The sequence below is a fragment of the Mesorhizobium sp. 131-2-1 genome, assembly GCF_016756535.1.
In the GTDB taxonomy this organism is placed as follows: Bacteria; Pseudomonadota; Alphaproteobacteria; order Rhizobiales; family Rhizobiaceae; genus Mesorhizobium.
On record NZ_AP023248.1, the window covers coordinates 172,496 to 196,065 of the forward strand.

Annotated in this window: 18 protein-coding genes and 2 pseudogenes; 4 read left to right on the top strand and 16 right to left on the bottom strand. The window is 60.7% G+C overall.

Annotation, left to right across the window (positions count from 1 at the left end):
* Nucleotides 1–372: 372 nt before the first annotated feature.
* Together JG743_RS33565 and JG743_RS33570 are read left to right on the top strand one after the other, a co-directional pair.
* Nucleotides 373–849, top strand: a complete 477-nt coding sequence (locus JG743_RS33565) for an Lrp/AsnC family transcriptional regulator (RefSeq protein ID WP_199200886.1) — start codon at nucleotides 373–375, stop codon at nucleotides 847–849.
* 160 nt (nucleotides 850–1,009) lie between these two features.
* Complete coding sequence (locus tag JG743_RS33570; RefSeq protein ID WP_199200887.1) at nucleotides 1,010–1,699, top strand: haloacid dehalogenase type II; 690 nt, start codon at nucleotides 1,010–1,012, stop codon at nucleotides 1,697–1,699.
* A gap of 363 nt (nucleotides 1,700–2,062) precedes the next feature.
* Here the strand turns inward: JG743_RS33570 and JG743_RS34920 are convergent.
* From JG743_RS34920 to JG743_RS33600, 6 genes and pseudogenes are all read right to left on the bottom strand, one after another.
* Nucleotides 2,063–2,263 (bottom strand): annotated as a pseudogene (locus JG743_RS34920) (Tn3 family transposase); the annotation flags it as partial.
* Nucleotides 2,263–2,790, bottom strand: a pseudogene (locus JG743_RS33580) (DUF4158 domain-containing protein); the annotation flags it as partial. The pseudogenes JG743_RS34920 and JG743_RS33580, both read right to left, overlap by 1 nt.
* A gap of 268 nt (nucleotides 2,791–3,058) precedes the next feature.
* Nucleotides 3,059–4,564 (bottom strand): NCS1 family transporter, encoded by a 1,506-nt coding sequence (locus tag JG743_RS33585; RefSeq protein WP_199201111.1) that lies wholly within the window; start codon nucleotides 4,562–4,564, stop codon nucleotides 3,059–3,061.
* 70 nt (nucleotides 4,565–4,634) lie between these two features.
* Complete coding sequence (locus JG743_RS33590) at nucleotides 4,635–6,434, bottom strand: hydantoinase B/oxoprolinase family protein (RefSeq protein ID WP_199200888.1); 1,800 nt, start codon at nucleotides 6,432–6,434, stop codon at nucleotides 4,635–4,637.
* Between the two features lie 17 nt (nucleotides 6,435–6,451).
* The gene (locus tag JG743_RS33595) at nucleotides 6,452–8,533 is read right to left on the bottom strand and encodes a hydantoinase/oxoprolinase family protein (RefSeq protein ID WP_199200889.1); all 2,082 of its coding nucleotides are present in this window, start codon (nucleotides 8,531–8,533) and stop codon (nucleotides 6,452–6,454) included.
* Nucleotides 8,534–8,582: 49 nt separating this feature from the next.
* Nucleotides 8,583–9,305: an isochorismatase family protein gene (locus JG743_RS33600; protein ID WP_199200890.1), complete on the bottom strand. Its 723-nt coding sequence runs from the start codon at nucleotides 9,303–9,305 to the stop codon at nucleotides 8,583–8,585.
* Nucleotides 9,306–9,497: 192 nt separating this feature from the next.
* Between JG743_RS33600 and JG743_RS33605 the strand changes: the two genes are divergently transcribed.
* The gene (locus JG743_RS33605) at nucleotides 9,498–10,397 is read left to right on the top strand and encodes a LysR family transcriptional regulator (RefSeq protein WP_199200891.1); all 900 of its coding nucleotides are present in this window, start codon (nucleotides 9,498–9,500) and stop codon (nucleotides 10,395–10,397) included.
* A gap of 25 nt (nucleotides 10,398–10,422) precedes the next feature.
* Here JG743_RS33605 and JG743_RS33610 read toward each other — a convergent pair whose 3' ends face one another.
* From JG743_RS33610 to JG743_RS33635, 6 genes are all read right to left on the bottom strand, one after another.
* Nucleotides 10,423–11,820 (bottom strand): L-serine ammonia-lyase, encoded by a 1,398-nt coding sequence (locus JG743_RS33610; RefSeq protein WP_199200892.1) that lies wholly within the window; start codon nucleotides 11,818–11,820, stop codon nucleotides 10,423–10,425.
* A 106-nt stretch (nucleotides 11,821–11,926) separates the two neighbouring features.
* A complete protein-coding gene (gene glyA / locus JG743_RS33615; RefSeq protein WP_199200893.1) occupies nucleotides 11,927–13,201 on the bottom strand; it encodes a serine hydroxymethyltransferase in 1,275 nt (424 codons plus the stop codon).
* A gap of 17 nt (nucleotides 13,202–13,218) precedes the next feature.
* Complete coding sequence (locus JG743_RS33620; RefSeq protein WP_199200894.1) at nucleotides 13,219–13,779, bottom strand: sarcosine oxidase subunit gamma; 561 nt, start codon at nucleotides 13,777–13,779, stop codon at nucleotides 13,219–13,221.
* A gap of 10 nt (nucleotides 13,780–13,789) precedes the next feature.
* Nucleotides 13,790–16,789, bottom strand: coding sequence for a sarcosine oxidase subunit alpha (locus JG743_RS33625; protein WP_199200895.1), 3,000 nt, complete (start codon nucleotides 16,787–16,789; stop codon nucleotides 13,790–13,792).
* A complete protein-coding gene (locus JG743_RS33630) occupies nucleotides 16,786–17,088 on the bottom strand; it encodes a sarcosine oxidase subunit delta (RefSeq protein ID WP_199200896.1) in 303 nt (100 codons plus the stop codon). Before JG743_RS33630 ends, JG743_RS33625 begins: the two co-directional genes overlap by 4 nt.
* 11 nt (nucleotides 17,089–17,099) lie before the next feature.
* Nucleotides 17,100–18,353, bottom strand: coding sequence for a sarcosine oxidase subunit beta family protein (locus tag JG743_RS33635; protein WP_199200897.1), 1,254 nt, complete (start codon nucleotides 18,351–18,353; stop codon nucleotides 17,100–17,102).
* A gap of 122 nt (nucleotides 18,354–18,475) precedes the next feature.
* Between JG743_RS33635 and JG743_RS33640 the strand changes: the two genes are divergently transcribed.
* Nucleotides 18,476–19,477: a GlxA family transcriptional regulator gene (locus JG743_RS33640; protein ID WP_199200898.1), complete on the top strand. Its 1,002-nt coding sequence runs from the start codon at nucleotides 18,476–18,478 to the stop codon at nucleotides 19,475–19,477.
* A gap of 17 nt (nucleotides 19,478–19,494) precedes the next feature.
* On the opposite strand, the gene JG743_RS33645 is transcribed toward JG743_RS33640, so the two are convergent.
* The 4 genes from JG743_RS33645 to JG743_RS33660 form a co-directional block, all read right to left on the bottom strand.
* A complete protein-coding gene (locus JG743_RS33645) occupies nucleotides 19,495–20,589 on the bottom strand; it encodes an ABC transporter ATP-binding protein (RefSeq protein WP_199200899.1) in 1,095 nt (364 codons plus the stop codon).
* The gene (locus JG743_RS33650; RefSeq protein ID WP_199200900.1) at nucleotides 20,586–21,419 is read right to left on the bottom strand and encodes an ABC transporter permease; all 834 of its coding nucleotides are present in this window, start codon (nucleotides 21,417–21,419) and stop codon (nucleotides 20,586–20,588) included. Before JG743_RS33650 ends, JG743_RS33645 begins: the two co-directional genes overlap by 4 nt.
* Nucleotides 21,416–22,261 carry an ABC transporter permease gene (locus JG743_RS33655; RefSeq protein WP_199200901.1) on the bottom strand — a complete coding sequence of 282 codons (846 nt, stop codon included), beginning with the start codon at nucleotides 22,259–22,261 and terminating at the stop codon, nucleotides 21,416–21,418. The genes JG743_RS33650 and JG743_RS33655 overlap by 4 nt, the downstream gene beginning before the upstream one ends.
* 108 nt (nucleotides 22,262–22,369) lie before the next feature.
* Entirely contained in the window at nucleotides 22,370–23,506 is a 1,137-nt protein-coding gene (locus JG743_RS33660; RefSeq protein WP_199200902.1) for an extracellular solute-binding protein, read from the bottom strand.
* Nucleotides 23,507–23,570: the final 64 nt, after the last annotated feature.

The following is a 23,570-nucleotide window of genomic DNA, read 5'->3' on the forward strand; positions in this document are numbered from 1 at the left end:
ACCAACGCTGATGAAAACTGGCTGGACGTTTGATGCCCCTATCAATTGTTGGACAATCTATTGCAATCGCCGCCTCGCTATGCTTTTATGCTCCGGCGGAACCGGAGTGCGGCAGCCGGCGCGGCGCTCGGCCTGGGTGGGGTGGGCCGACGTGAAAATGGGGAATGAAATGAAACTGGTCAGATGCCTTGAAGGTACCCACGTCGCTACGGCATCGCGGTCCGTCGGCACGCTCGACCTTCTTAAGCAAACAGCGTTGATCGGGGGCCTAGCTGGGCGAGTTCAAGCAAGACGGTCCGCCAACAACCATGCAGCGTCGCCAATGCGAGGCGCCAGGCCACCCGCGGCACCAATATGGGACGGACTTTCCACATGAAGCTCGACAAGATCGACATCAAGATCCTGTCTGAGCTGCAGAAGAGCGGGCGGATCTCGAACGTCGAGCTTGCGGACTTGGTCAGCCTCTCGGCAAGCCCGTGCTTGATGCGGGTGAAGAAGCTGCAGGAGGAGGGCTTCATCATAGGCTATTCTGCCCGGGTCGACCTGGCCAAGCTGGGTCAGACAGTGACGGTCTTTACCGAGATCACGCTCAAGAACCATCGCCCCACAGATTATTCGCGGTTCCTCGCGACGGTCGAGAAGATCGATTGCGCGATCGAGTGTCACCTTGTGTCTGGCGGCTACGATTATCTGGCGAAGTTCGTCACGCCGGGGATCAGCGAGTATCAGGCGATCATGGAGCGCTTGCTCGAGCTCAACATCGGGATCGACAAATATTTCAGCTTCGTGGTGCTGAAATCGCCGATCGTTAAAGCGCACCTGCCGATTGACGCGATCGCTACTCACTAGAGATTGAGATTCAGAAGATAATCTGCCAAATAAATTGCAAAATACAAAACAATCCGCTTCAAATGGCGAAAAATTTGGCAAATGATATTCTGTATTCCATACTACGTTGGTGCGACTTGAACAGGAATTCTGTGTCGTAGAATTAAAGGGAACACACACCATGACCACTTTTATACCGAAATATGTCACCTTCGACTGCTACGGCACGCTGACTAACTTCGATATGGCTGGTGCAGCGCGGCGTGTGTACGCCGAGCGTCTCTCCGTTGAGGCGATGGCCAGCTTCGTCGAGGCTTTCAGAGGCTATCGCCTGGACGAGGTGCTGGGGTCATGGAAACCTTTTCTCGAGGTGGTGCACAATGCCGTTGAACGCAGCTGCAAGCGCATCGGTATCCAGTTCAAACCCGAAGACGCGCGACGCATCTATGACGAAGTGCCAACGTGGGGTCCGCACCCGGACGTCCCGGCAGGACTCACCAAGGTGGCCAAGGAAATCCCACTGGTGATCCTGTCGAACTCGATGAACGACCTGATCATGTCGAATGTGGAAAAGCTCGGCGCGCCCATTCACACCGTCATCACCGCTGAAGAGGTTGGCGCCTACAAGCCACTGATGAAGGGCTTTGAATACATGCTCGACAAGCTCGGCTGCGGTCCCGAAGACATCACTCATGTTTCCTCCTCCTTCCGCTACGACCTGATGCCGGCCTATGATCTGGGGATCAAAAACAAGGTCTGGGTCAACCGCGGTCACGAACCCGCCAATCCTTTCTATGAATACACCGAGATCAAGGATATCGGCGGACTTGCCGCCGCCGTAGGCTTGGATCCCGCCCGGAAGCGCGCCTGAAAGATCGGTAGTGAGCCCTGCTGGCTGTCTCGCAAGAACGGGGCGATCCATCCGCCCCTTTTGGCGAAACGCACGTAGGGCTTGGCTCACCAATGTGAGCGGCTGCTTCGATGCCGGCTTCAAGTAGCCGGACATGACAGAGTCGACCTACCGACGCGCTTCGTCGGAACAGGGTTGTTCGCCACGTGGCGTTTGGGAACTGGTCCAATGAATTGAGTTTGCCGAGCTTTCTGCGCCAGAGCGCACTCTTGGAGGTACTTCCTTAGGTGACCAATCCGTTGCCGACCCGAAGTGGGTTGACCAACAAGGGGTCGGAACAAGAGCAGTGCGAAATCGTACGCTAAGGTCGAACGGAGCAGGAGTTTATGCGGCACGGCGTAGCCCTGCCGGGAGGCGAAGCGACCTGAAGCCTTCGGGGAGATGTTGCTCGCTATCCCAGGTGTAGATACCTGTCAGGTTGATGTGCTCCCAACTCAGCGGCGAGATATGCTTCAACAGCGTATCTGGGATGTTCAATCCCGTTCGTTTGAGCTCTGTGACCGCGCGGTCGAGATAGACCGTGTTCGCCGACGGGCAATGGCGCGGGCGGCAAGACCGATCCGTTCGATCGTGTCGATAGGCGGCAGATGAGATCCGCGTTCACGAAACATGGAGACAGTAGCACTCGCTATCGCGCCACCGACGTCGGAGATCGCGGCCGCCTGAATTGCAGCCAACAGCGCGGCTCTACGGTCTTGCCCCGTCGCGCTCCGCGCGGCCAGATAAACCATCAAGCGAGCAATGTGATCGCGACGCGTTTCTTCACGGCGTGCATAGAGCGAAAACTTTCCAGCGTCGGCGCCGATCTGCTCAGCAACGTACTTTAGCATTGCACGAGGCGGAGTTTCGTCGGTCGCCAACACCCTGCCTGGATATCGCATCAGGCAGGGCTGAACGGCAAATCCGAGCTGATTATGTTCTCGCCTGCGAAGTCCAATCTCAAGCCTGTCCGCCGACGATAACGAATAGTGTCGGATGAGGCCGTCCTCATCGGTTGGTATATCGAAAAGTCTCTGTCGATCCTGAACCTTGAGAAGCCTCCGTTTACCCATCGCCCAGCTCCATCTACGACTAATGTGCCGGGAGCGTCGCGAAGAAATCAAAACTGGTGCCCTGCGATGGCAATCCACAGGGATCGGATGCTGCATAGCAGCATGAGAGTTCATGATCCGTTCGCCCTTAGCGTACGATTTCGCACTGCTCTTGTTCCGACCCCCCATGGGTTCAGAAAACTTCGACCTAATGCTCGCCCATGACGATGGGCGCCGCAACAGTCTCGCGGCACCCCGATTGCCTGGCAGCGTTCCGAGAGTTCTACAACTAAAGGTCTTCGCGACCTGCACTGGCAGTGCCCAATTCGGAAACGCTCATCCGCTGAAAAGCGCCCTGGCCGAGATGGACCCAGCTCTTGCCGACGGACGTTGCCAAAAAGCCGTCAGCATACCCACTTTCGATTTCCTGCTGCGGATTGGTTGGCAAGACGAGCGTTTTCATCAGCACATAATATAGCCCCACACCGAGCGGGAAGCCGATGATAAAGGCATAATCTGAATAGTATGCAGCGATACCGCCCGCGATCACCCAGGCGATCATCCCGGCCCAGTTGACGCCACCGGTATACCGAAATTGCCCGGTCATGCTGTAGAGATCGGGCACATTCAACCGACGCCGCCGGATCAGGTAATAGTCAGCCGTCATGATGCCGCCGATCGCCGACAGGAAGGCGCCGTAGTAGCCGAGGAAGACGAAGAGATTGTTGAGGATCAGCCACGGGAAGCACAGCGTGCCGATGATGCCGGCTAATGCGACGCCGAGCTTATAGTTGATGAAGCGCGGCGAAAGATTGACCAATGTCAGGGCAGATGGGATCAAGTTCGCTGCAGTATTCGTTGACCATTGTGCCAAAACGACCAGCACCAATAGCATGATCAGGGCGAAGCCTTGGCTCTCGGCCTGGATGACCTCGATGGGGTTCCAGTTACCGGTGGCGATAAACGATATGCCGCCGATGCCGGCGATCATAGCCTGGGTGAGCGGAAGGGCAAGCAGTTGCGCTGCGAAAATGCTTTTGTTGCGCTTTAGAAAGGCTCTTGCACCAGGTTCGGTCTTCACGAAACGCGTGAGGTTCGGAATGTCTATCGCCATCGTCGACCAGAAGCCGAGATTGGCAACGAAAAGCACGATGAGCGACATATGGCCTTCGGCATGGAAGTTCCAGATGTTCAGTCCTTTGGTCTGGGCAAGGCCGTCGAGTGTGAAATACATCCATACGGAGATCGCAATGATGCATGGCGCAGCCAGTGCAGCCAGCCTTTCGATCGCCTTGATTCCGTAAGCCGTGTTGACGACCTGGATTATGCCAAAGGCGGCATACCAGACGAACCAGTTGTCGAAACCGAGGAAGTGGGAGCCGATGCCATTGAGCGCCAGCGCCCCAAGATAGGTTTGGATACCGAACCACATCGAGGCGACAAGGCCGCGCGAAATAGCCGGCAGGTGCGTTCCGTGAATACCGAAAGGTGCACGCAGATAGACGGCGAACGGCAGGCCATGCTCGGTGCCGATGTCTGCGGTCAGAAGCATGAACAGGCCGATGCCGATATTGGCGAGGAAGATGGTCAGGATGACGCCTGTCAGAGAAACCCCTCCGCCGACACCGGTGGCGCCGAGCGAGTAGGTCGCGATGATGACGGCGATACCGATCCAGATCCAAGCATAGCCCAACATTGTGATAGGCCGCTGGCCAAGACTTGTAGGCAGGATCGATTCCTCGATGAGCGTGCTTCGCTCACGCTCGACTGATACCGTTTGAGCTGCAATAGTCACGGGTTCCTCCATCTAGGGTTGCAAATCTTTTCGTGTTTTTTGCGGATGCGAGTCTCGCTTCGTGACGAACCTATGCCTGGTTCTTGGCTGCTCTGAGCTTCGCGGTAGCTTCGATGTCGACTGTTTCCTCCTCGACATCGACAACCACGCCATAGACTTCGCGGGCATGGTCGGCGGAATAAAAGCCGTCCAGAACGTCTTCGAGCACCTTTTGAGCAGGCCGTTTCAGCGGCGAGCCGTAGCCGCCACCGTTGGGACTGTAGTAGGCCATCGCGTCATTGGCCTCGACGGCCAGGCCGGAGAACTTCGAATACATCTCGCGCGCACCAGCCGGGTTCGCCGTGTTGTAAACGACGCATTTGCCAACCGCGCCCTCGGTTCCGCCGAACACTCCCCAAGGAGCCTCCTTGTGGCGTTCGGATTCGTGGGTGATGAAGCCGGAGGAAAGCACGCGCTGCGCCTTGATCACGCCAAGGCCGCCGCGGAACTCGCCGGCGCCCGGCGGCATGTCGTCGCGAAGCTCATAGCGGTCGCAGATCATTGGAATGTGCATGGCCAGATCCTCGAGCGGATTGTTGCGCGTGTTGGCCATCAGATTGTCGATGCTGTCCGGACCGTCGGAGCGCGGCCGCCCGCCATACGCGCCTTCGTTCACTTCCAGGAACACCCAGTAGTCGCCGCTTGGACGCACGCCGGAATAGGCGGCGAAGGAGATCGAGGCTGAACTGCCGGCGATCACGGTTTCGGGCATCACCGGCGCGAGCGCCTTGATGATCAAGTCGATCATGCGGTTGCACTGGGTGAAACGGGCTTCGGCCGAAGCCGGCGCCTTCGGATTGAAGATCGAACCCAGCGGCGCGATCACGTTGATCGGCCGGAACGAACCTTCGTTGGATGGCACGCGGACATCCGAAGTGTAGGCGTCGAGCAGCAGTTTACGAAAGGCCGCATAGGCCGCAACCTTGGTGGATCCTTCGAACGGCACGTTGTAGGCGGTCGGCGTCTGGTCAGCCGACCCGGTCAGGTCGACATCGAGTTCGTCGCCCTTCACCCGGATCGTGACTTTGACCTTCAACTGCTTGTCGCGATTGCGGCCGTCATCGTCGAGCCACCCTTCAGCCGTGTACTCTCCATCCGGAATGTCGGAGATGCGGTTGCGCATCATGCGCTCGGCGTAGTCCATCAACTGATTCGCTGCCTGGAAGACGATGTCTTCGCCGAATTTTTCGATCAGCTCAACGAAGCGTTTGGCGCCAAGACGAGCCGAGGCGACCTGCGCTTCGATGTCGCTGACCAGTTGCTGTGCCGCGCGGCTGTTATTGCGGATGAAGTTCCAGATGGCATTGTTTGGCTGGCCCTTGCGGTAAAGCTTGGTGCCGGCAAACAGCATGCCTTCGGCGAAAACGTCAGGCACGTCGATGATGAGGCCCGGTGTCGCCGCACCGATATCGACATGATGGGCCGTATTTCCGGCGAAACCGACCAGACGGCCGCCATAGAACACAGGCACGACGATGGCGAGGTCGGGGGAATGGCTCGACCCGTGGTATGGATGGTTGTGGACGACCACGTCGCCCTCATACCATTCGCCGTCTTCCAGCGTCGCCCGGATACCGCGGAGGTAACCGGGAATCGAGCCGATGTGCATCGGGGTCGATTCGGACTCGCAAAGCGTGTTGAAGTCGACATCGAATAGTCCGGCGCCGAGATCCTCGGACTCACGAATGATGGACGAAAAGGACATGCGATAAAGCACATGCGCCATCTCTTCCGCGATGGTTTCGAACGAGCCGCGGAGCACCTGCAAGGTGATCGGATCGATTTCCGCCGGCGTTTCCTTTAGCGCCACTGCCTGGGCCATGCTTATCATGAAAAATCCTCCCTTTCTCAGGCAACGCCGGCGCGATGGACACGCGTGTTACCGTATTCGAGCGTTTCGGCGACATAGCCGGGCGGCACCAATGTCGTTGAGTCATGCTGAACAAGAATTGCTGGCCCACTGACCCGATCGCCCGCGTAAAGCTTGGTGCGGTCATAGCGCGGTGTCTCCAACGTGCGTCCGTCGTCGAAAGTCGTGGCCCTCACGAACATCAGCGCACGGTCGATGCTGGAGCCGTCGGTCGGCCGGACCTTAGGCACTTGAAGCCGTTCGATGGCCGCACGGCCGATCACTCGCAGCGTAATCAGTTCTACCTCCCGGTCGCGGTAACTGTAGCCGTAGTCGAGCTGATGCTGGTCGTGGAAACTTCCGATGATGCTCGCCTTGGTGACCTGTGTGACCAGCCCCTTGGGCATCGTTGCGCGAAGCTCGAAACCTTGGCCGTGATAGCGGCATTCGGCGACGATCTCGATTAGTTGCTTCTCGCGCGGTATTCCGTCATCGTCGAGTTCGGCGACAACTCGGGCGCGCAGCGTTTCAGCGGCGCGATTGATGCGATCCAGGTCGCTATTGCCTGCAGCGTTCAATTCGACGATCACGGCTTCGGTATGCTCGTACTGCAAGTCGGTCTTCAAAAGACCAACCGCCGCAGTGATGCCCGGCGCGACAGGGACGATGACGTCCTTGGCCGAAATCGCCTCGGCCAGCGCTACACCATGCAAAGGCCCGGCGCCCCCGAAAGGCAGGATCGAGAACTCCCGAGGGTCGATTCCGCGCGCCACCGAGTTGGAGCGAATGGCCAGCGCCATATTGTTGTTGATGATCTTGATGATGCCGAGCGCGGCATCCTTGACGGACATGCCGAGCGGCTTGGCGATCTTTTCTTCGATCGCCTTTTTCGAAAGATCCGGATCGAGCTTGAGGTCGCCGCCCAGAACCAGGTCTGGGTCGAGCCGGCCGAGCACGATCTGCGCATCCGTGACGGTCGGTTCCGTGCCGCCGCGCCCGTAGCATGCCGGACCGGGTTCGGAACCGGCCGAACGCGGACCAACGTTGAAAGCGCCGGCCTCGTCGATATAGGCGACGGAGCCGCCGCCGGCGCCGATGGTGACGAGATCGATCATCGGGGTCAGAACCGGATGACCTGAGACAAAGGTGTCGCGTGGATTCATGATCTTCACGCGGCCGTCCGGAATGGTGCTGATATCGGCGGAGGTGCCACCGATGTCGACCGTGATAACGTTCTTGACACCGGCCATTACGCCTTCCGAGGCGCCGCCGATGACACCGCCGGCTGGTCCGGACATCAGGATGCGGACCGGGCGCGTGGCGCAGGATTCCACCGTGGAGACGCCGCCATTTGACTGCATGATACGCAGCTTCGACGAAACGCCTGCTTCGCGCAGCTTCGATTCCAGATCGCGCAGGTAGAAGGCGGTTTTCGGTCCGACATAGCAATTCATCGCCGCCGTCGAAAAGCGCTCGTATTCACGCATGACATTGGCGACTTCGCTCGACAGCGTCACATAGGCGTCGGGCATTTCTTCCAGGACAATTTCCTTGGCGCGACGCTCATGCTGGTCGTTAAGAAAGGAAAACATGAAGCCGACGACGATGGAATTGATGCCGCGCTTCTTGAAAATCTTGATCGCATCGCGGACTTCCTGCTCATTGAGCTCGGTCTCTACCTCGCCCTTGGGAGGCAAGATGCGTTCCGAAATCGCGATCCTGTTGCGGCGTTTCACCAGCGGCTGGTCCTGCCACGGAACGGTGAAGTGAAGGGAAAAATTGTAGGGCCGCTTGTGCCGGCCGATATGCAAGATATCGCGGAAGCCGCGCGTCGTCAGCATGCCGGTTTCCGAGCCATTGTGCTCGATGGTGATGTTGGTGGCGGTGGTCGTGCCGTGGACGATGACGTCGACATCGGCTGTGTCGATGCCGGCGATGTGGCAGATGCCCCTGACACCATCGACAACGCCAATCGATTGATTTTTCAAGGTCGTCGGAACCTTGTGATAGAACACGCCCCTGGCGCATTCGAGTACGAGGTCGGTATTGGTTCCGCCTACATCCACGCCTATGCGAGCCATACTATTTCCTCCTTTGAAAAAAAGCGCGCCCCAAGGGACGCGCCCGATTCTACTCAGCCGCAATACGCGTGGCGTTGACGGTATTGAGGTAGTCAACGCACTCGTCGACGCTGTGGACGTCGGCGAACTTCGCGTCGATGTCGTAGAGGTTCCAGGCGACGGCGCCTGGGACGCGATCACCGATACATTCGCGCACTGCAATGGTGCGGAAGCCATCGGCGAGCCCGTCACAAATCGTGGTACGAACACAGGCAGTGGCCGTGACGCCGGTGACGAGGATGGTGTCGACGCCAGCAGCGCGCAGCAGGCCCGCAAGGCCGGTGCCGTGGAACGAGCTCGCACGCTTCTTCAGCATCGTATACTCGCCTTCGATGGGCGCGATACGCGAGTCGATCGCCCACAGGTCCTTGTTTTTCAAATCGACGACATCGATCGGGATCTTGCAGTGCCACAGGCCCATATCAGTGAAGCCCGCGTTGCGATCGGTGATCTCATAGGCCGTGGTCACGTGTATGACCGGATGACCGTTAGCGCGGCAAGCCTTCAGAAGGCGCTGCATGCCTGGAATGATTTCCTGGTCCATGGCTTCCTGATCGCAGGTGAACGGATTGCCGGGGCGCGTCCAGGCATTGGCCAAATCGACGCTGATCAAGGCTGGCCGTTTGCCGAAGCCAACACGGCGTTGAAAGCCGCGCTCCTGATATATTTTGGTCGAGGCTTCAAAGGCCTGCTGCAGCATGCGGTCGAGTTCTTTGTTGTCTACGTCACTCATAGCGGTTCCTCTTGATCGGCCGCGACAGCCGGCCTTGATTGCGATCCGATGACCTGCGGGTCGATCCCGTCTGGTTACCGAGCGAGAACATGGCGCACGGCAACTGCGAACTGAATTGGTGTGTTGCCAATTATTGTTGCGCGAAACGCATCAATCGATAGATTGCCGTCTGGCTGATATTGGACGTGCGCAATGGACCCGGAAGCCGGCCTTGAACTGACGCATTCCTTCGTCATCGTCGCGGAGGAACTGAGCTTCAGGCGTAGTGCCGAAAGGCTCAATCTCGATCAGTCGGCGCTGACCCGACGGATCCAGAAGCTGGAGCACATTCTTGGATTCGCGCTCTTCGAACGCACCACGCGTGAGGTTTCGCTGACCCCGGCGGGGCGCTCCTTCTATGAGGAGAACGCCCAGTTGCTGCAGAATTATTCGCGTTCGGTGAAAGCAGCAAAACTGGTCGCCGAAGGCAAGACCGGCGTTCTGCGCCTCGCCTACATGGCCTTCGCGGCGACCGAACTGATGCCGCATGCGGTGTCGCGGTTCCGACGGCTCTACCCGCACGTTGACGTCAATTTGCGTTACATCCGCACGCAGGGCCAGAAGCTGGCGCTCGCGCATGACGAGGTCGACATCGGCTACATGATCGGCCCATTCGACCACAGCGATTTCCACAGCCTCCTCCTCACCGCTGATCCGCTCTATGTGGTGACGCCGAGAAATCACCGCTTTACCCGGCTGCACGAGGTACGCCCGGCGGATCTAGCCGAAGAGGAGTTGATCCTCGGCGACATGATCGAATGGGAGGCTTATCGGTGGCGGCTCAACGATATGTTCTCCGGCGAAGGCGTGCCGCTCAACATCAAGCTCGAGGCATCCAACACACTCGCCTTGCTCGGCCTGGTGGCGGCGGGCCTTGGTGTGACGGTCTATCCAGAGAGCCTGATCGGCTTTCTGGGACGCAATGTCGAGGTTCGTCCGATCATACACCCCGACTTCCGTATCCAGACGGTCCTTGTCTGGAAGCGCGCCAACCGGGCAAAGGCGGTCCGGCATTTTGTCGAAGTCGCGAAAAACCTTCCCGCGCGCGGCTGAGCCTGCCTATCCTTGGGAGCGTTGCTCAGCATTCCGGCAGGTTGACGGCGAGGCCGCCGAGGCTTGTTTCCTTGAATTTCGTGCTCATCTCGACGCCGGTCTGGCGCATCGCCTCGATGCAATTATCGAGCGGCATGAAATGCGAGCCGTCTCCTCGCAGCGCGAGCGACGCGGCCGCCACCGCCTTGGTAGCACCGATGCCGTTGCGCTCGATACAGGGCACCTGGACAAGCCCCCTGACCGGATCGCAAGTCATGCCAAGGTGGTGTTCAAGCGCGATTTCAGCCGCATTTTCCACTTGCTCCGGTGTACCCCCGAGAACGGCGCATAGCCCAGCGGCGGCCATTGCGGCAGCCGACCCAACCTCGCCCTGGCAACCAGCTTCCGCGCCCGAGATCGAGGCGTTGTGCTTGATCAGCCCGCCGATCGCAGCGGCAGTCAAGAGGAACTCAGACACCCTCGCCGGGTCGGCGCCGACGCAGTGGTCAAGATAGTAGCGCAGCACCGCCGGCACGACCCCGGCCGCGCCATTGGTCGGCGCGGTGACCACTTTGCCACCGGCCGCATTCTCCTCATTCACCGCCATGGCATAGACGCTGAGCCAATCGGAAGCGACATGCGGTTGCGCGCGGTTCGAGCCGCGTTCCTGCTCAAGTTGCTGAAGGATTTTCTTGGCGCGCCGCTTGACGCGAAGGCCGCCGGGAAGTTCGCCGTCAAGCGCAAGCCCGCGGTCGATGCAGCCGTTCATCGTCGTCCAGATGCGCGCGATGCCCTCGTCGAGGTCGCGCGGCTGGCGCACCACGAGTTCATTGGCCCGTTTCATCGCCGCGATCGAAAGACCACTGTGCCTGGCCATAAGCAGCATCGACGCCGCTGTGTCGAACGGATAAGGCCAGCGAGCAACCTCGCCGGCAGGTGTCGCCTCAGATGCTTCCCGCTCTGCCGCCGTGACGACGAAGCCGCCGCCGATCGAGTAGAAGGTTTCGGCGAAGTACAGACGGGTATCCGCGTCGAAAGCTTCGAAAACAAGCCCGTTGGCGTGGCCGGGCAACGCCGGCCCGTAGTTGAACACGACGTCAAGACCCGGATCGAACGAAAGCGGCGGCAGATCGACAGGCCGCAGCGTCTTGGTGCGTTGCAGATCCATGAGCCGCGATTCCGCCTCACCCGGGTCGAGATCAGCTGGCGTGTAACCGAGCAGTCCGGTTGCCACGGCACGATCCGTCGTGTGGCCCTTGCCGGTGAAGGCCAATGAACCATAGAGCGTAACGCGCAAGCTGGCCGGCTTAGATGTTTCGCCACGCGCTACCGCGTGCTTGTTCAGCGATTGCAGGAAACGGACCGCTGCCGTCATCGGGCCCATCGTGTGCGAGGACGACGGACCAATGCCGATCTTGAACATGTCGAATACACTGAGAAACATCTGACTGCTCCGACCCATCAGGCTGGCGAATTAGGCGTGCATCACCAGGCCGCCCTGCCGGGTGGACAGGGCACATTTCGCGAAAGATTTGGCCATTGAACCGGCGCTACTGGTAAATAGGAAAACGGCGGCAGAGGTCGCGGACTTCGGCCAGAACCTTCTCTTCGACTGCGCGATTGCCCTCCGGCCCAGCCTCGGCGAGTGCATCGATCACCGACAGGATCAATGCACCGATCCGCCGGAATTCCTTTTCGCCGAAGCCGCGTGTCGTGCCGGCCGAGGTGCCGAGCCGCACGCCGGATGTGACGGCCGGTTTTTCCGGATCGAAGGGGATCGAGTTCTTGTTGCAGGTCAGTCCGGCACGCTCCAGTGCCTGCTCGGCATCCCGGCCCTTGACACCCTTCGGCCTCAAGTCGACCAGCACCATGTGGCAGTCCGTCCCGCCCGAGACAATGTCGAGGCCGCCCGAAATCAGCGTCTCGCAGAGCACCCTGGCATTGCCGATCACCTGTCCGGCGTAGGTCTTGAAGTCGGGCCGTAACGCCTCGCCGAAAGCGACCGCCTTGGCGGCGATGACATGCATAAGCGGCCCGCCCTGATTGCCGGGAAACACCGCCGAGTTGAACTTCTTCGCTAACGCCTCATCATTGGTCAGGATCATTCCGCCGCGGGGGCCGCGGAGCGTCTTGTGCGTCGTGGTGGTAACGACATGGGCGTGCGGCAGCGGATCGGGATAGAGGCCGGCGGCGATCAACCCGGCATAGTGGGCCATGTCGACCATCAGATAGGCGCCGACCTCGTCGGCTATGCGCCGGAAGGCGGCGAAATCGATGGCGCGTGGATAGGCCGAGGCGCCGGCGATGATGAGCTTCGGCCGGGCTTCCAGCGCTCCCTGCCTGAGCAGCTCGTAGTCTATCTGCTGGTCCGACAAGCGCACCTCGTAGCTGACAACGTCAAACCATTTGCCCGACATCGTCACTGGCGAGCCGTGGGTGAGATGCCCGCCATGCGCCAACGACATGCCCATGATGCGGTCGCCCGGCTTGAGCAGCGCTAGGAACACCGCCTGGTTGGCCTGCGCGCCCGAATGCGGTTGGACATTGGCGAAGCCAGCGCCGAACAGCTTCTTCGCCCGGTCAATGGCAATCGTCTCGACCTCGTCGACGAATTCGCAGCCGCCATAATAGCGGCGGCCCGGATAGCCCTCGGCATATTTGTTGGTCAGCACCGACCCTTGCGCCAAAAGCACGTCGTTCGAGACGATGTTTTCGGACGCAATCAGTTCGATCTGGTTCATCTGTCGATCTAACTCGCGGCCGATGGAGGCCGCGATCTCGGCGTCGCCGAGCGTTGCATTCAAATGGGTTTGGTGGACGGTCATTTCCTTGTCCTTTGTTCTCAGATGCCGAGCGCGATTTCGCGGCTGGCCGCCTGCAGCAGTCCCCAGACGTGATCGGCGAAAGAGCGCCAGACCTCGATGCGGAACCGGTTTTCGTCGTGGCGGATCAAGATGATCTGCGCCTTGTCGAAAATGGTGCGTGTTCCGGTGCCCGATGGCATGGTGTCGAAATCGAAGGCGCAGGCCGAGCGCAGCGCCAGCACCGCAGCTTGACCTTCGACGGCGATGCCGATCTCGCGATGACCGACATCGACCAGGCTGTGCGGGCAGCTGGCATAGAGCGCGGCGAAAGTGGTTTCGATGGAGCGGCTCTCAGCGATAGGCGCATAGAGCTGCCACTCGTCCGGGCCAAGGCAAAGCGCCAGCCTGCCACCCGAAGTCGCGGTCGCGCCGATCGTCGCCGGCAGTACGCAGCCAAAGGCTTTCGAGGCCGCTCCGAGGTTTTCCGGCGCGATGCGGAGATTGAAGCGCGAAGAATCCTCGGCGTCGTGGATGATGAGGGAGGATCGCTCGGCAAGTGAGATCCGCTGCCCCATCAGTGGGTGGCGTTCCTGCAGCATGATGGTTCTCCTAGGCGTTCAGGCGCTTGTTTTCCGGATCGACGAACACCATGCCCACGATCTCAGCTTCGTGGGTGATGTCCGGCATCGGCACATGAATGGTCTGGCCTTCCTTCGCCCGCCCGCCCTCGACGATTGCGAGTGCGATCGAGCGTCCGAGTGTCTCGCTCCAGTAGGACGAGGTGACGTGACCAGCCATCCTCATCGGCACCTTCTGGTTCGGGTCGAAGACGATCTGAGCCCCCTCCTCCAGCACGGTCTTGGGATCGCTCGTCAGCAGCCCGACCAGTTGCTTGCGGTCGGCCATGAGCATGTCGGGGCGGGCGAGCGAGCGCTTGCCGACGAAATCCGGCTTGGTCTTGCCGATGGCCCAGGCAAGGCTCGCATCATCCGGCGTCACCGTGCCGTCGGTGTCCTGGCCGACGATGATGTAGCCCTTCTCGGCACGCAGCACGTGCATTGTCTCGGTGCCATAGGGCGTGATGCCGTATTTGCGGCCGGTGTCGTACAGCGCTTCCCAGACAGCGCGGCCATAGCGCGCCGGCACGTTGACCTCGAAGCCGAGTTCGCCGGTGAAGGAGACGCGGAACAGCCTGGTCGGCACGCCGCAGATCTTGCCCTCGGCGACCGACATATGGGGGAACGCCTCGTTGGTGAGATCGATGCCTTCGACCAGCGGCTCGATAAGCTTGCGGGCGTTCGGCCCGTTCAGCGCGATCACCGCCCATTGTTCCGTTGTCGAGGTCAGCCAGACCTTCAGATCGGGCCATTCGGTCTGCAGATAATCCTCCATCATGGCGAGCACCCGCGCGGCGCCGCCGGTCGTGGTCGTGACATGGAAGCGGTCCGTCGAAAGCCGGCCGATGACGCCGTCATCGCGGATGAAGCCGTCCTCGCCGAGCAGCAGGCCATAGCGCAGCCGTCCCGGCGCCAGCTTGGTCCAGGCGTTGGTATACATGCGGTTCATGAACTCGGCCGCATCCGGACCGACGATTTCGATCTTGCCGAGCGTCGAAGCGTCGAACATGCCGAGCGACTGGCGCGTCGCCCGGCATTCCCGCGCCACGGCCTGGTGCATATCCTCGCCCTGCTTGGGGAAATACCAGGCGCGCCGCCACAGCGACACCGGCTCGTAGGCCGCGCCGTTCTCCTCAGCCCAGCTGTCGATCGCCGTCTTGCGCGTTACCTCGAACAGTTCGCCGCGATTGTAACCGGCGAAGGCGCCGAAGGTGGTTGGCGTGTAGGGCGGGCGGAAAGTGGTCAGCCCTACCGACGGCGATGGTCGCTTAACCGCGTCCGACGCGATAGAGAGGCCGTTCATATTCGACGTCTTGCCCTGGTCGGTCGCCATGCCGGTGGTGGTGTAGCGCTTGATGTGCTCGATCGACTTGAACCCTTCGCGGACGGCAAGGCGAATGTCCTTGGCGGTCACATCGTTCTGGAAGTCGACAAAGGCCTTGGCCCAGGACGCGTTCTTGTCTGACGGCAGTTCGCGGTTGCTGACGCCAGTGCAGAGCACCTCGCCTTCCACCGCATAGGAACCGGCGATTGCGCTGAAGCCGGCATCGATCGCCGCCGCGGCTCCCGCCGAAGCGCCTTCCACCAAACACTCTTTCAGACCGAATTTGCCATTGCCGGCGCCGGCGCACCGGCTGTCTTCAGTGCGCGCGCCCGGCAGGAACATCTGCCGCTCCTCGTTCCAGTCGAGCTTGCCCTTGGTGTGTGAAAACAGATGGACACTCGGCGTCCAGCCGCCCGACATTAGTAGCGCGTCGCAGGCGATCGTTCTGGCCGGACCGACCTGGCCGCTGGCGCTGACCGGATTGACCCTCACGGAGCTGACGCGGTGGCGGCCCTTGGTGCCGCTTATGGTCCAGCCGCACAGCGTTTCGATGCCCAAAGCCCTGGCGCGCTTGACGAAGTGGTCCGGAACCCGGGCGCGGATGTCCACGATCGCTGCAACCTTTGCGCCAGCCTGGGCCATATCGAAAGCGGCGAGCCAAGCCGAGTCGTGCGAGGTGACGACCATTGGCCGGTTGCCGACCTTGACGCCGTAACGATTGAGATAGACGCGGGCCGAGCCGGCCAGCATAACACCCGGCCTGTCGTTGCCGTCGAACACCAGCGGCTTTTCGATCGACCCTTGCGCGAGCACGACCTGCTTTGCACGCACCTTCCACAGCCGCTCGCGCGGCGCGCCGTCCGGCAGTTCGGAAAGATGATCGGTAAGGCGCTGGCACAAGCCGACGAAGTTCTGGTGATAATAGCCGATAGCGGTGGTGCGGTTCAGCAGCGTGACGTTCTTCATCGCGGCAAGGGCGACGCTTGTCTCCACCACCCAGTCCCATGCCGACAGGTGGTTGATTTCCACATCCGGCTCGCCGAGCAACGAGCCGCCGAATTCAGGACCCTCGTCGACAAGGATGATCTTGGCGCCGCTCCTTCCCGCTTCCAGAGCTGCCGCAAGACCAGCAGGACCTGAGCCGACCACCAGCACGTCGCAATGCGCATAGCGGCTGGCATAGGTGTCCGGATCGGGAACCGTGGGCGACTTGCCGAGACCGGCGGCACCCCGGATGATCGGCTCGTAGACCTTGTTCCAGAAAGACTTCGGCCACATGAACGTCTTGTAGTAGAAGCCTGCCGAAAACAGCATGTAGAGCGGATCGTTGATGGCGCCGACATCGCGTTTCAGCGACGGCCAGTGGTTCTGGCTGACAGTGTTCAGCCCTTCGAAGACTTCCAGCACGGTTGCCCGCGTGTTGGGCTCTGCCCGGCCGACGCCGCGATTGACCCCGACAAGCGCATTCGGCTCTTCCGATCCGGCGGAGAGGAAGCCGCGCGGGCGGTGATACTTGAACGAGCGGCCGATGAGATGAACGCCGTTGGCGAGCAGCGCCGAGGCGAGCGTGTCGCCCTGGCGGCCCTCGAAGTTCTCGCCATTGAAAATGAAGCGGACCGGCCGGTTGTGATCGACGCGGCCCTTGCCGGATACGCGATAGTTGCTCATGAACGCGCTTCCTTGATCTCGGTTTCCGTCGGGCGCGGCATGCCGGCCTTGTAGGTCATGGCGAACCGGTCGCTGACCGTATCGCGCACCGCGTTGAAGAAGCGGCCGCAGCCATGCATGTGGCGCCAGCGCTCGAAATGCGTGCCGCGCGCGTTCGAACGCACAAACAGAAAGTTCTTCCATTCGTCGTCGCTCAGCGCGGACGGATCGGCCGGTCGTGCGACATGCGCTTCGCCGGCATAGGTGAATTCGACCTCGGGCCGTTCGGCCTCGCAATAGGGGCAGTGGATGAGAAGCATCGTGTTCTCCCTCAATGCGCGACGGCGGCGGCGGCGGCCTCGTCGATCAGCCGGCCGGTGGTGAAGCGTTCGAGCGTATAAGGCGCGTTGATCGGATGCGGCTCGTCTCGGGCGATGGTGTGGGCGAAGATATGGGCGGCGCCCGGCGTCGCCTTGAAGCCGCCGGTGCCCCAGCCGCAATTAACATAGAGGCCGGGCACCGGTGTCTTGCCGATGATCGGCGAACGGTCCGGCGTGACATCGACGATGCCCGCCCATTTGCGCAGCATTCGCATGCGGGTGAAGATCGGGAACACCTCGCAGATCGCCGCGATCGTATGCTCGATCAGCGGCAAGCCGCCGCGCTGGCTGTAGGACACGTACTGGTCGGTGCCTGAGCCGATGACCAGCTCGCCCTTGTCGGACTGGCTCATATAGGCGTGCACCGTGTTCGACATGACGACGCAGGGGAAGATCGGCTTGACCGGTTCGGACACCAACGCCTGCAGCGGAAAGCTCTCCAGCGGCAGGCGGACCCCGGCGGTGTCCATCACTACGGACGTATGGCCGGCGGCTGACACCGCCACCTTCTTCGCCTTTATGAAGCCGCGCGGCGTGTCGACGCCGATGACCTTGCCTGACGGATCGCGGCGGATCGCCGTGACTGGGCAGTTCTGAATGATGTCGACGCCACGCGCGGCCGCGCCACGTGCGTAGCCCCAAGCCACGGCGTCGTGACGGGCGACGCCGCCGCGCCGCTGCAAGGCAGCTCCCATGACCGGATAGCGGGCGTCGCTGGCGATGTTGAGCGGCGGGCAATAGGCCTTGGCCTGTTCCGGCGTCAGCCATTCATTGTCGACGCCGTTCAGTCGGTTGGAATGGATATGGCGCTTGAAGCTCTGTACATCGTGGACGGAGTGCGCGAGCATCATCACGCCACGCTGTGAGAACATGACGTTGTAGTTCAGCTCCTGGCTGAGCCCTTCCCACAGGTCGAGCGCGTGGTCGTAGAGCCGCGCGCTCTCGTCATAGAGGTAGTTGGAGCGGATGATGGTGGTGTTGCGGCCGGTGTTGCCGCCGCCGAGCCAGCCCTTGTCAATGATTGCGACATTTGTGATCCCATGTTCCTTCGCGAGATAGTAGGCAGCGCCTAGCCCATGACCGCCGGCGCCGACGATGACGACATCGTACTCGGCCTTCGGTTCGGCATCCGGCCATTGCGGCTGCCAGTTCTTGTTGCCGGTAGCGGCGTTTCGCAGGAGCGCGGAAAAAGAAAAGCGGGTCATGATTTACCCCGGGTTCAACATGCCGGGATTATTCACGCAACACCGGGCCTTGAACAGAATGCCTGCGTCAGAGTAGTATTACCTGTGCGACAGGCACGGCCACGTGAGGCGCGACGAAACCGATGGAAATCCGGACAACATCGAAACGTGCGCCAAAACGTGGCGGCCCAAGGCGTCTTTCAGTCGGGTTCATCCTTGCCCGGCGCTTTACGCTCTGCGCTTTCGCCAATTTCGTCGACGTGCTTCGCCTCTCCGCCGATGAAGGCGACCGCAGCCGGCCGATCCTCTGCGGCTGGCGCGTGCTTTCCGCCACGATGGACCCTATCGTCTCCAGTTCGGGCATCGCGGTCCAGCCCGAGGAGCGGCTAGGCGATCCAGCCCGCTTCGACTACGTGGTGGTGGTCGGTGGATTGATCGACGAGATAGAAAACCTACACCCGGACTATGTGCATTTCTTGCATCAGGCGGCCGTCGCCGGCGTACCGCTGGTCGGCGTCTGCACCGGCGCCTTCGCTCTGCACCGCGCCGGCCTGATGGACGGCTACAAATGCTGCGTCAGCTGGTTCCACCACGACGATTTTCTTGAACAGTTCGACGGGCTGAAGCCGGTCTCCGACCAGATATTCGTCATAGATCGCGACCGGCTGACCTGTTCGGGCGGCGCGAGTTCGGCGCACCTGGCCGCCTATCTGGTCGACAGGCACGTTGGGCGCGCGCAGGCCCGAAAGAGCCTGCACATCATGATCATCGATGAGGCCGAACGGGCCGAGACGCCCCAGCCCGGCATACCGCTCGACCTTCACACCGATGACACGATGGTGAAGAAAGCGCTGCTCCTGATGCAACAGACGATCGACACGCCGGTTTCGGTCGAGGAACTCGCCCGACGGCTTGGAGCCAACCGGCGCCAGATCGAGCGTCACTTCCAGCGCACGATCGGTATGGCGCCGACAATGGCCTACAAGATCATGCGTTTGGAGTATGCCGAGTTCCTGCTTAAAAATTCACAGAATTCGGTAACGGAAATCGCCGTTTCGACCGGGTTCTGCGATTCTTCACACTTCATCCGCGCCTTCCGCGAGCGGCGTGGCGTGACGCCGGCGGCATTTCGAAGTAACGCTTAGGCAAGTAGCGCCGGCGCCTAGTCGCCCGGCAAGATATGGCTCGACTCGGCGCGCCAGGACATCCAGATCTTGGCGCCCGGCGTCAAATTCAGCCGCTCCAGTTCGTCGTGGCTCTTCTGCGCCTTGAGTTCCAGCCCGTCGGCGCCCTCGAGGTGAATGACGGCGGTGGCGCCGACAAACTCCTCGCCGACCACCGAGGCCTGCATGCCGTTGACGCCGCCGGCAGGCTTCTCGTTGGTCAGTTGCACGCGGTCGCCGGACACGACGAAGGTCGCCTTGTCGCCCTTGACCAGCGCCTTGGCGGGATTGCGGGCCACGTCGAATTCCCCTGAAGGCGTGGCGATCCTGATCGCGTCGCCGTTCGCCGCTGAAACCTTGCCGGCGAAGACATTGGATGAACCTAGAAATTCTGCGACGAACCGCGTTCGAGGCGCACGATAAATCTCCTGTGGGTTGCCGATCTGCTCAATGCGGCCACGGCTCATGATGACGACGCGGTCGGCCATCGAAAAGGCTTCCGACTGGCTATGCGTGACATAGACGAAGGTAATGCCGAGCTCTTTTTGGAGATTGGACAACACGGTCTGCATGCGCACCTTAAGATGCGCGTCGAGCGCCGACAGTGGCTCGTCGAGCAAGAGGATTTCGGGCTCGGTCACCAGCGAACGGGCCAGAGCCACGCGCTGGCGCTGGCCGCCGGAAAGATGGGCCACGTTGCGATCGGCGAATTCGGTGATCTGCATGCGCTCGAGCCACTTGTCGACGCGTTTCCTGCGCTCGGCCTTTTCGACGCCCCGCATGCGCAAGCTGAACTCTACATTCTCGCGCACCGTCAGGAACGGGAACAATGCCAGGCTCTGCCACACCATCGGTGTGTCGCGCCGCCAGGTCGGCAAGTCGTTGATGCGCTTGCCCGCAAGGCGGATCTCGCCTTCGGTCGGCGCTTCGAGGCCGGCCAGCATGCGCAGCGTTGTCGTCTTGCCGCAGCCGCTCGATCCCATGATGGCGAGAAACTCACCCTTTCGGATTTCGAGGTCCATGCGTTCGACGGCGTTGAAACTGCCGAAGCGTTTGACGACGCCGTCGAAGACGACAAGGGCTTGATCGGTCATGGCACCAACTCCGGCGCGCTGCCGCCTGCTTTCGGCACGGCGCTACGTTTCATCAGAAGAATCTGAGCGAGGATCACTAATGTCATCGAGGCAAGAAATACGAAGGTGCCGATAACGTTGATACGCGGGCTGACCTGCCCCTGCAGGAAGCCGAGCACTTTCACTGGCAGCGTTTCGTGCAGTCCGGATACGAACCACGATACTGCGAATTCGTCGAACGACACCGCCATTGTGATAAACAGCGCCGCGAAGAGGGCAGGCCGGCAGAACGGCACGATGACATGCCGCATCGCCATCCATTCCGACGCGCCAAGGTTCCAGGCTGCGGCTTCCAGCGATGGATCCATCTGCGACAGGCGCAGCCGGCAGATCGCCATGGCGAAGGGAGCGCACATTACCACATGGGCGATGATCACCGAATGGACCTGTCCGGACAGGCTGACATTGGACAAGAATGCGAGCATTGCTAGGCCGAGGATGACGACCGGAATGGTTGGCGGCAATAGCGCCAGCGCCAGGTAGAACGGCTTGCCGAAGAATTTGTAGCGAAAGTCGGTGTAGGCGGCGCCAAAGCCGAGCGCCGTGGCGACGACCGATACGACGGCGCCGACGACCAGGGTGTTGCGCAACCCCTCCCAGACAAGAGGATCGGCATAGACCGCCTCGTACCAGACGGTCGAGAAACCGCCTAGCGGCAAGGACGGAAAACGGTCGACGTTCAAGGAGAAGACGAAGCTCGCGGCGATCGGCGCGAAGATAAAGGCGAAGGCCAGCAAGATATAGAGCTTCAGCGCCCAGTCGATTAGCGGATTGCGGTTGAAGTCACTCATCGCCCGCGCTCCCTGTAGGCGTAGGTTACTGCCGCGAACGCCACCGCCAGCAAGGTCGCAATCATGGTTAGGGCGATCACCGCTGCGCGAGGCCATTGCTGGCCCGACTTGGTTGTGTCGGTGATAAGGATGGACAACGTCGGCGGGTCGCCGCCGCCGAGATAGAGCGGGCTGACGAAATCGCCGAAGGTGAGGATGAAGCAGAACAGCGCCGCGATCACCAGCCCGACCTTGGCCGCCGGCACCACCACCTCGAACACCGTGCGCAGGCGCCCGCAACGGAGATTGTGTGCTGCTTCGAGCAGCGTGCGGTCGACGAACATCAGGCTGAACAATTGCAGCAGCACGACCAGCGGAAAGCTCAGCGTCAGGTAGCCGATCATCGTTCCGAAGACCGAATTCAGCATGCCGAATGGCCCGATGCCCGCCTTTGCCAGCAGCGCATTGATGATGCCGTTGTCGGACAGGAAAATTTGCCACGAATAGACGCGCACCAGATAGCTGGTGAAGAACGGGATGACCATCAGGAACACGGCCCAGCGCCGCGCCGTTTCCGACAGCTTGAAGGCGATGCCGTAGGCGCAGGGAAAGGCGAGCACACTGGTGATGACCGAGGCCGCCGTTGACAGGATAAGCGTGCGGAAATAAGCGTCCCAGAAGACGCCGCGGCCAAGCATCCTGACCCAGTTGTCCGGATTGAAATCCGGCTCCATCCGGAAATTCCGGACCGTCCAGAAGCTCAGCGCGATCAGGAAGACCAGCGGCGCCAGGAAGAACATCACTTGCCAGATCAACATCGGCAGCGAGAATGTCAGTCCATAGAGGGTAATCGATTTCCGCATCGATGCAGGTCCTGCCCGTTGAAGCACGGCTCATCCGTCTGCACGACGCACGACGATTTTTTAGGAAATGCCGGACGGCCTAGATGCCCGCCCAGCGGTTTATGACCGTTACGATCCCTTGTATTCGGACCAGAAGTCGTTCCAATCTTCAAGGCTCTGCTGAACCGGCAACTGACGGTATTTGATGCGCCCGTTGCGAATCATGTCCATCACATTGCTTTGGTTGAGCAGCATGCCTTGGCGCTTGGCCTCAGCCGGCGTTTCAGTGGCCAGGAGTTCCCAGCCCTTCTTGTTCGGGATGAGGCAGGGATAGGCCACCATGTTGGCCGACTTCACCTGGCCCTTGGCCGAGGTGATGTACTGGATCCATTTCTTCGCCAGATCGGCCTTCTGCGAGCCTTTGCCGATCGAGAAGGATTCGGTGAACTGCAAGCCACCCTCTTCCGGAATGACGGTGCGCACCGTGGCGCCGCCCTTTTCCAGCGCCCCGGTGATCCAGTCGCCGATGCCCGCCATGGCCAGCATCTGGCCATTTTGAAGCGACGAGAAGGTGCCGCCATAGTCGAAGAAGCCGCCGATCTGCGGACGCAGCGATTTCGTTTTTTCCTGCACCTTGCTCCAGGCCGCATCGTTAATGTCATAGGGCGAGGCGTTGCCGTTGAGCAGACTCATCTGGCCGAGATTGGGCAGATGCCAATCGAAATGGCCGACCTTGCCCTTGAGCTTGTCGGCCCAGTAGACATTGTAGGTCGAGGCTTCCTTCTCGGTGATCGCCTCGGTGTTATAGGCCACACCGAGGAACCCGAAACGGGTGATGACCGAATAGAGGTCGTTGCCCTGCCAGTGCCCTGGAAAATGCTGGAATTCGGGGAAGAATTCATCGAACGGGTAGTCGGCGGGATCGAGCTTCTCGATGTAGCCGGCCGCGTTGAGCTGCTGCACATACTCGGCATCGGACAGGATGACATCGAAGGTTCCCGGAGGCGATTGCGCGATCAGACCGAGCATGTTGTCGCCGCCAGTATAGTATTTCGGCTTGAACTTGACGTTGTTGGCGGCTTCGAACTCGGCGACCACGTCGGGCTCGGCATGGCCATACCAAGCGAGCATAGTGAGTTCGACCGGCTCGGCGAAAGCTAGCCGGCTTACAAATGGCATTGCCAGAACGCCGCCACCCAGAATGGTTGCACCCTTTAGAAAGTCGCGGCGCGTGCTGCCGTTGGACAAGCTTTTTTTGATTGTCATGGTTGTTCCCCTTGGCTTGTAGTTCCGGCAAGCCTACGAAGGGGTCAGCCATTTGGAAAATTAA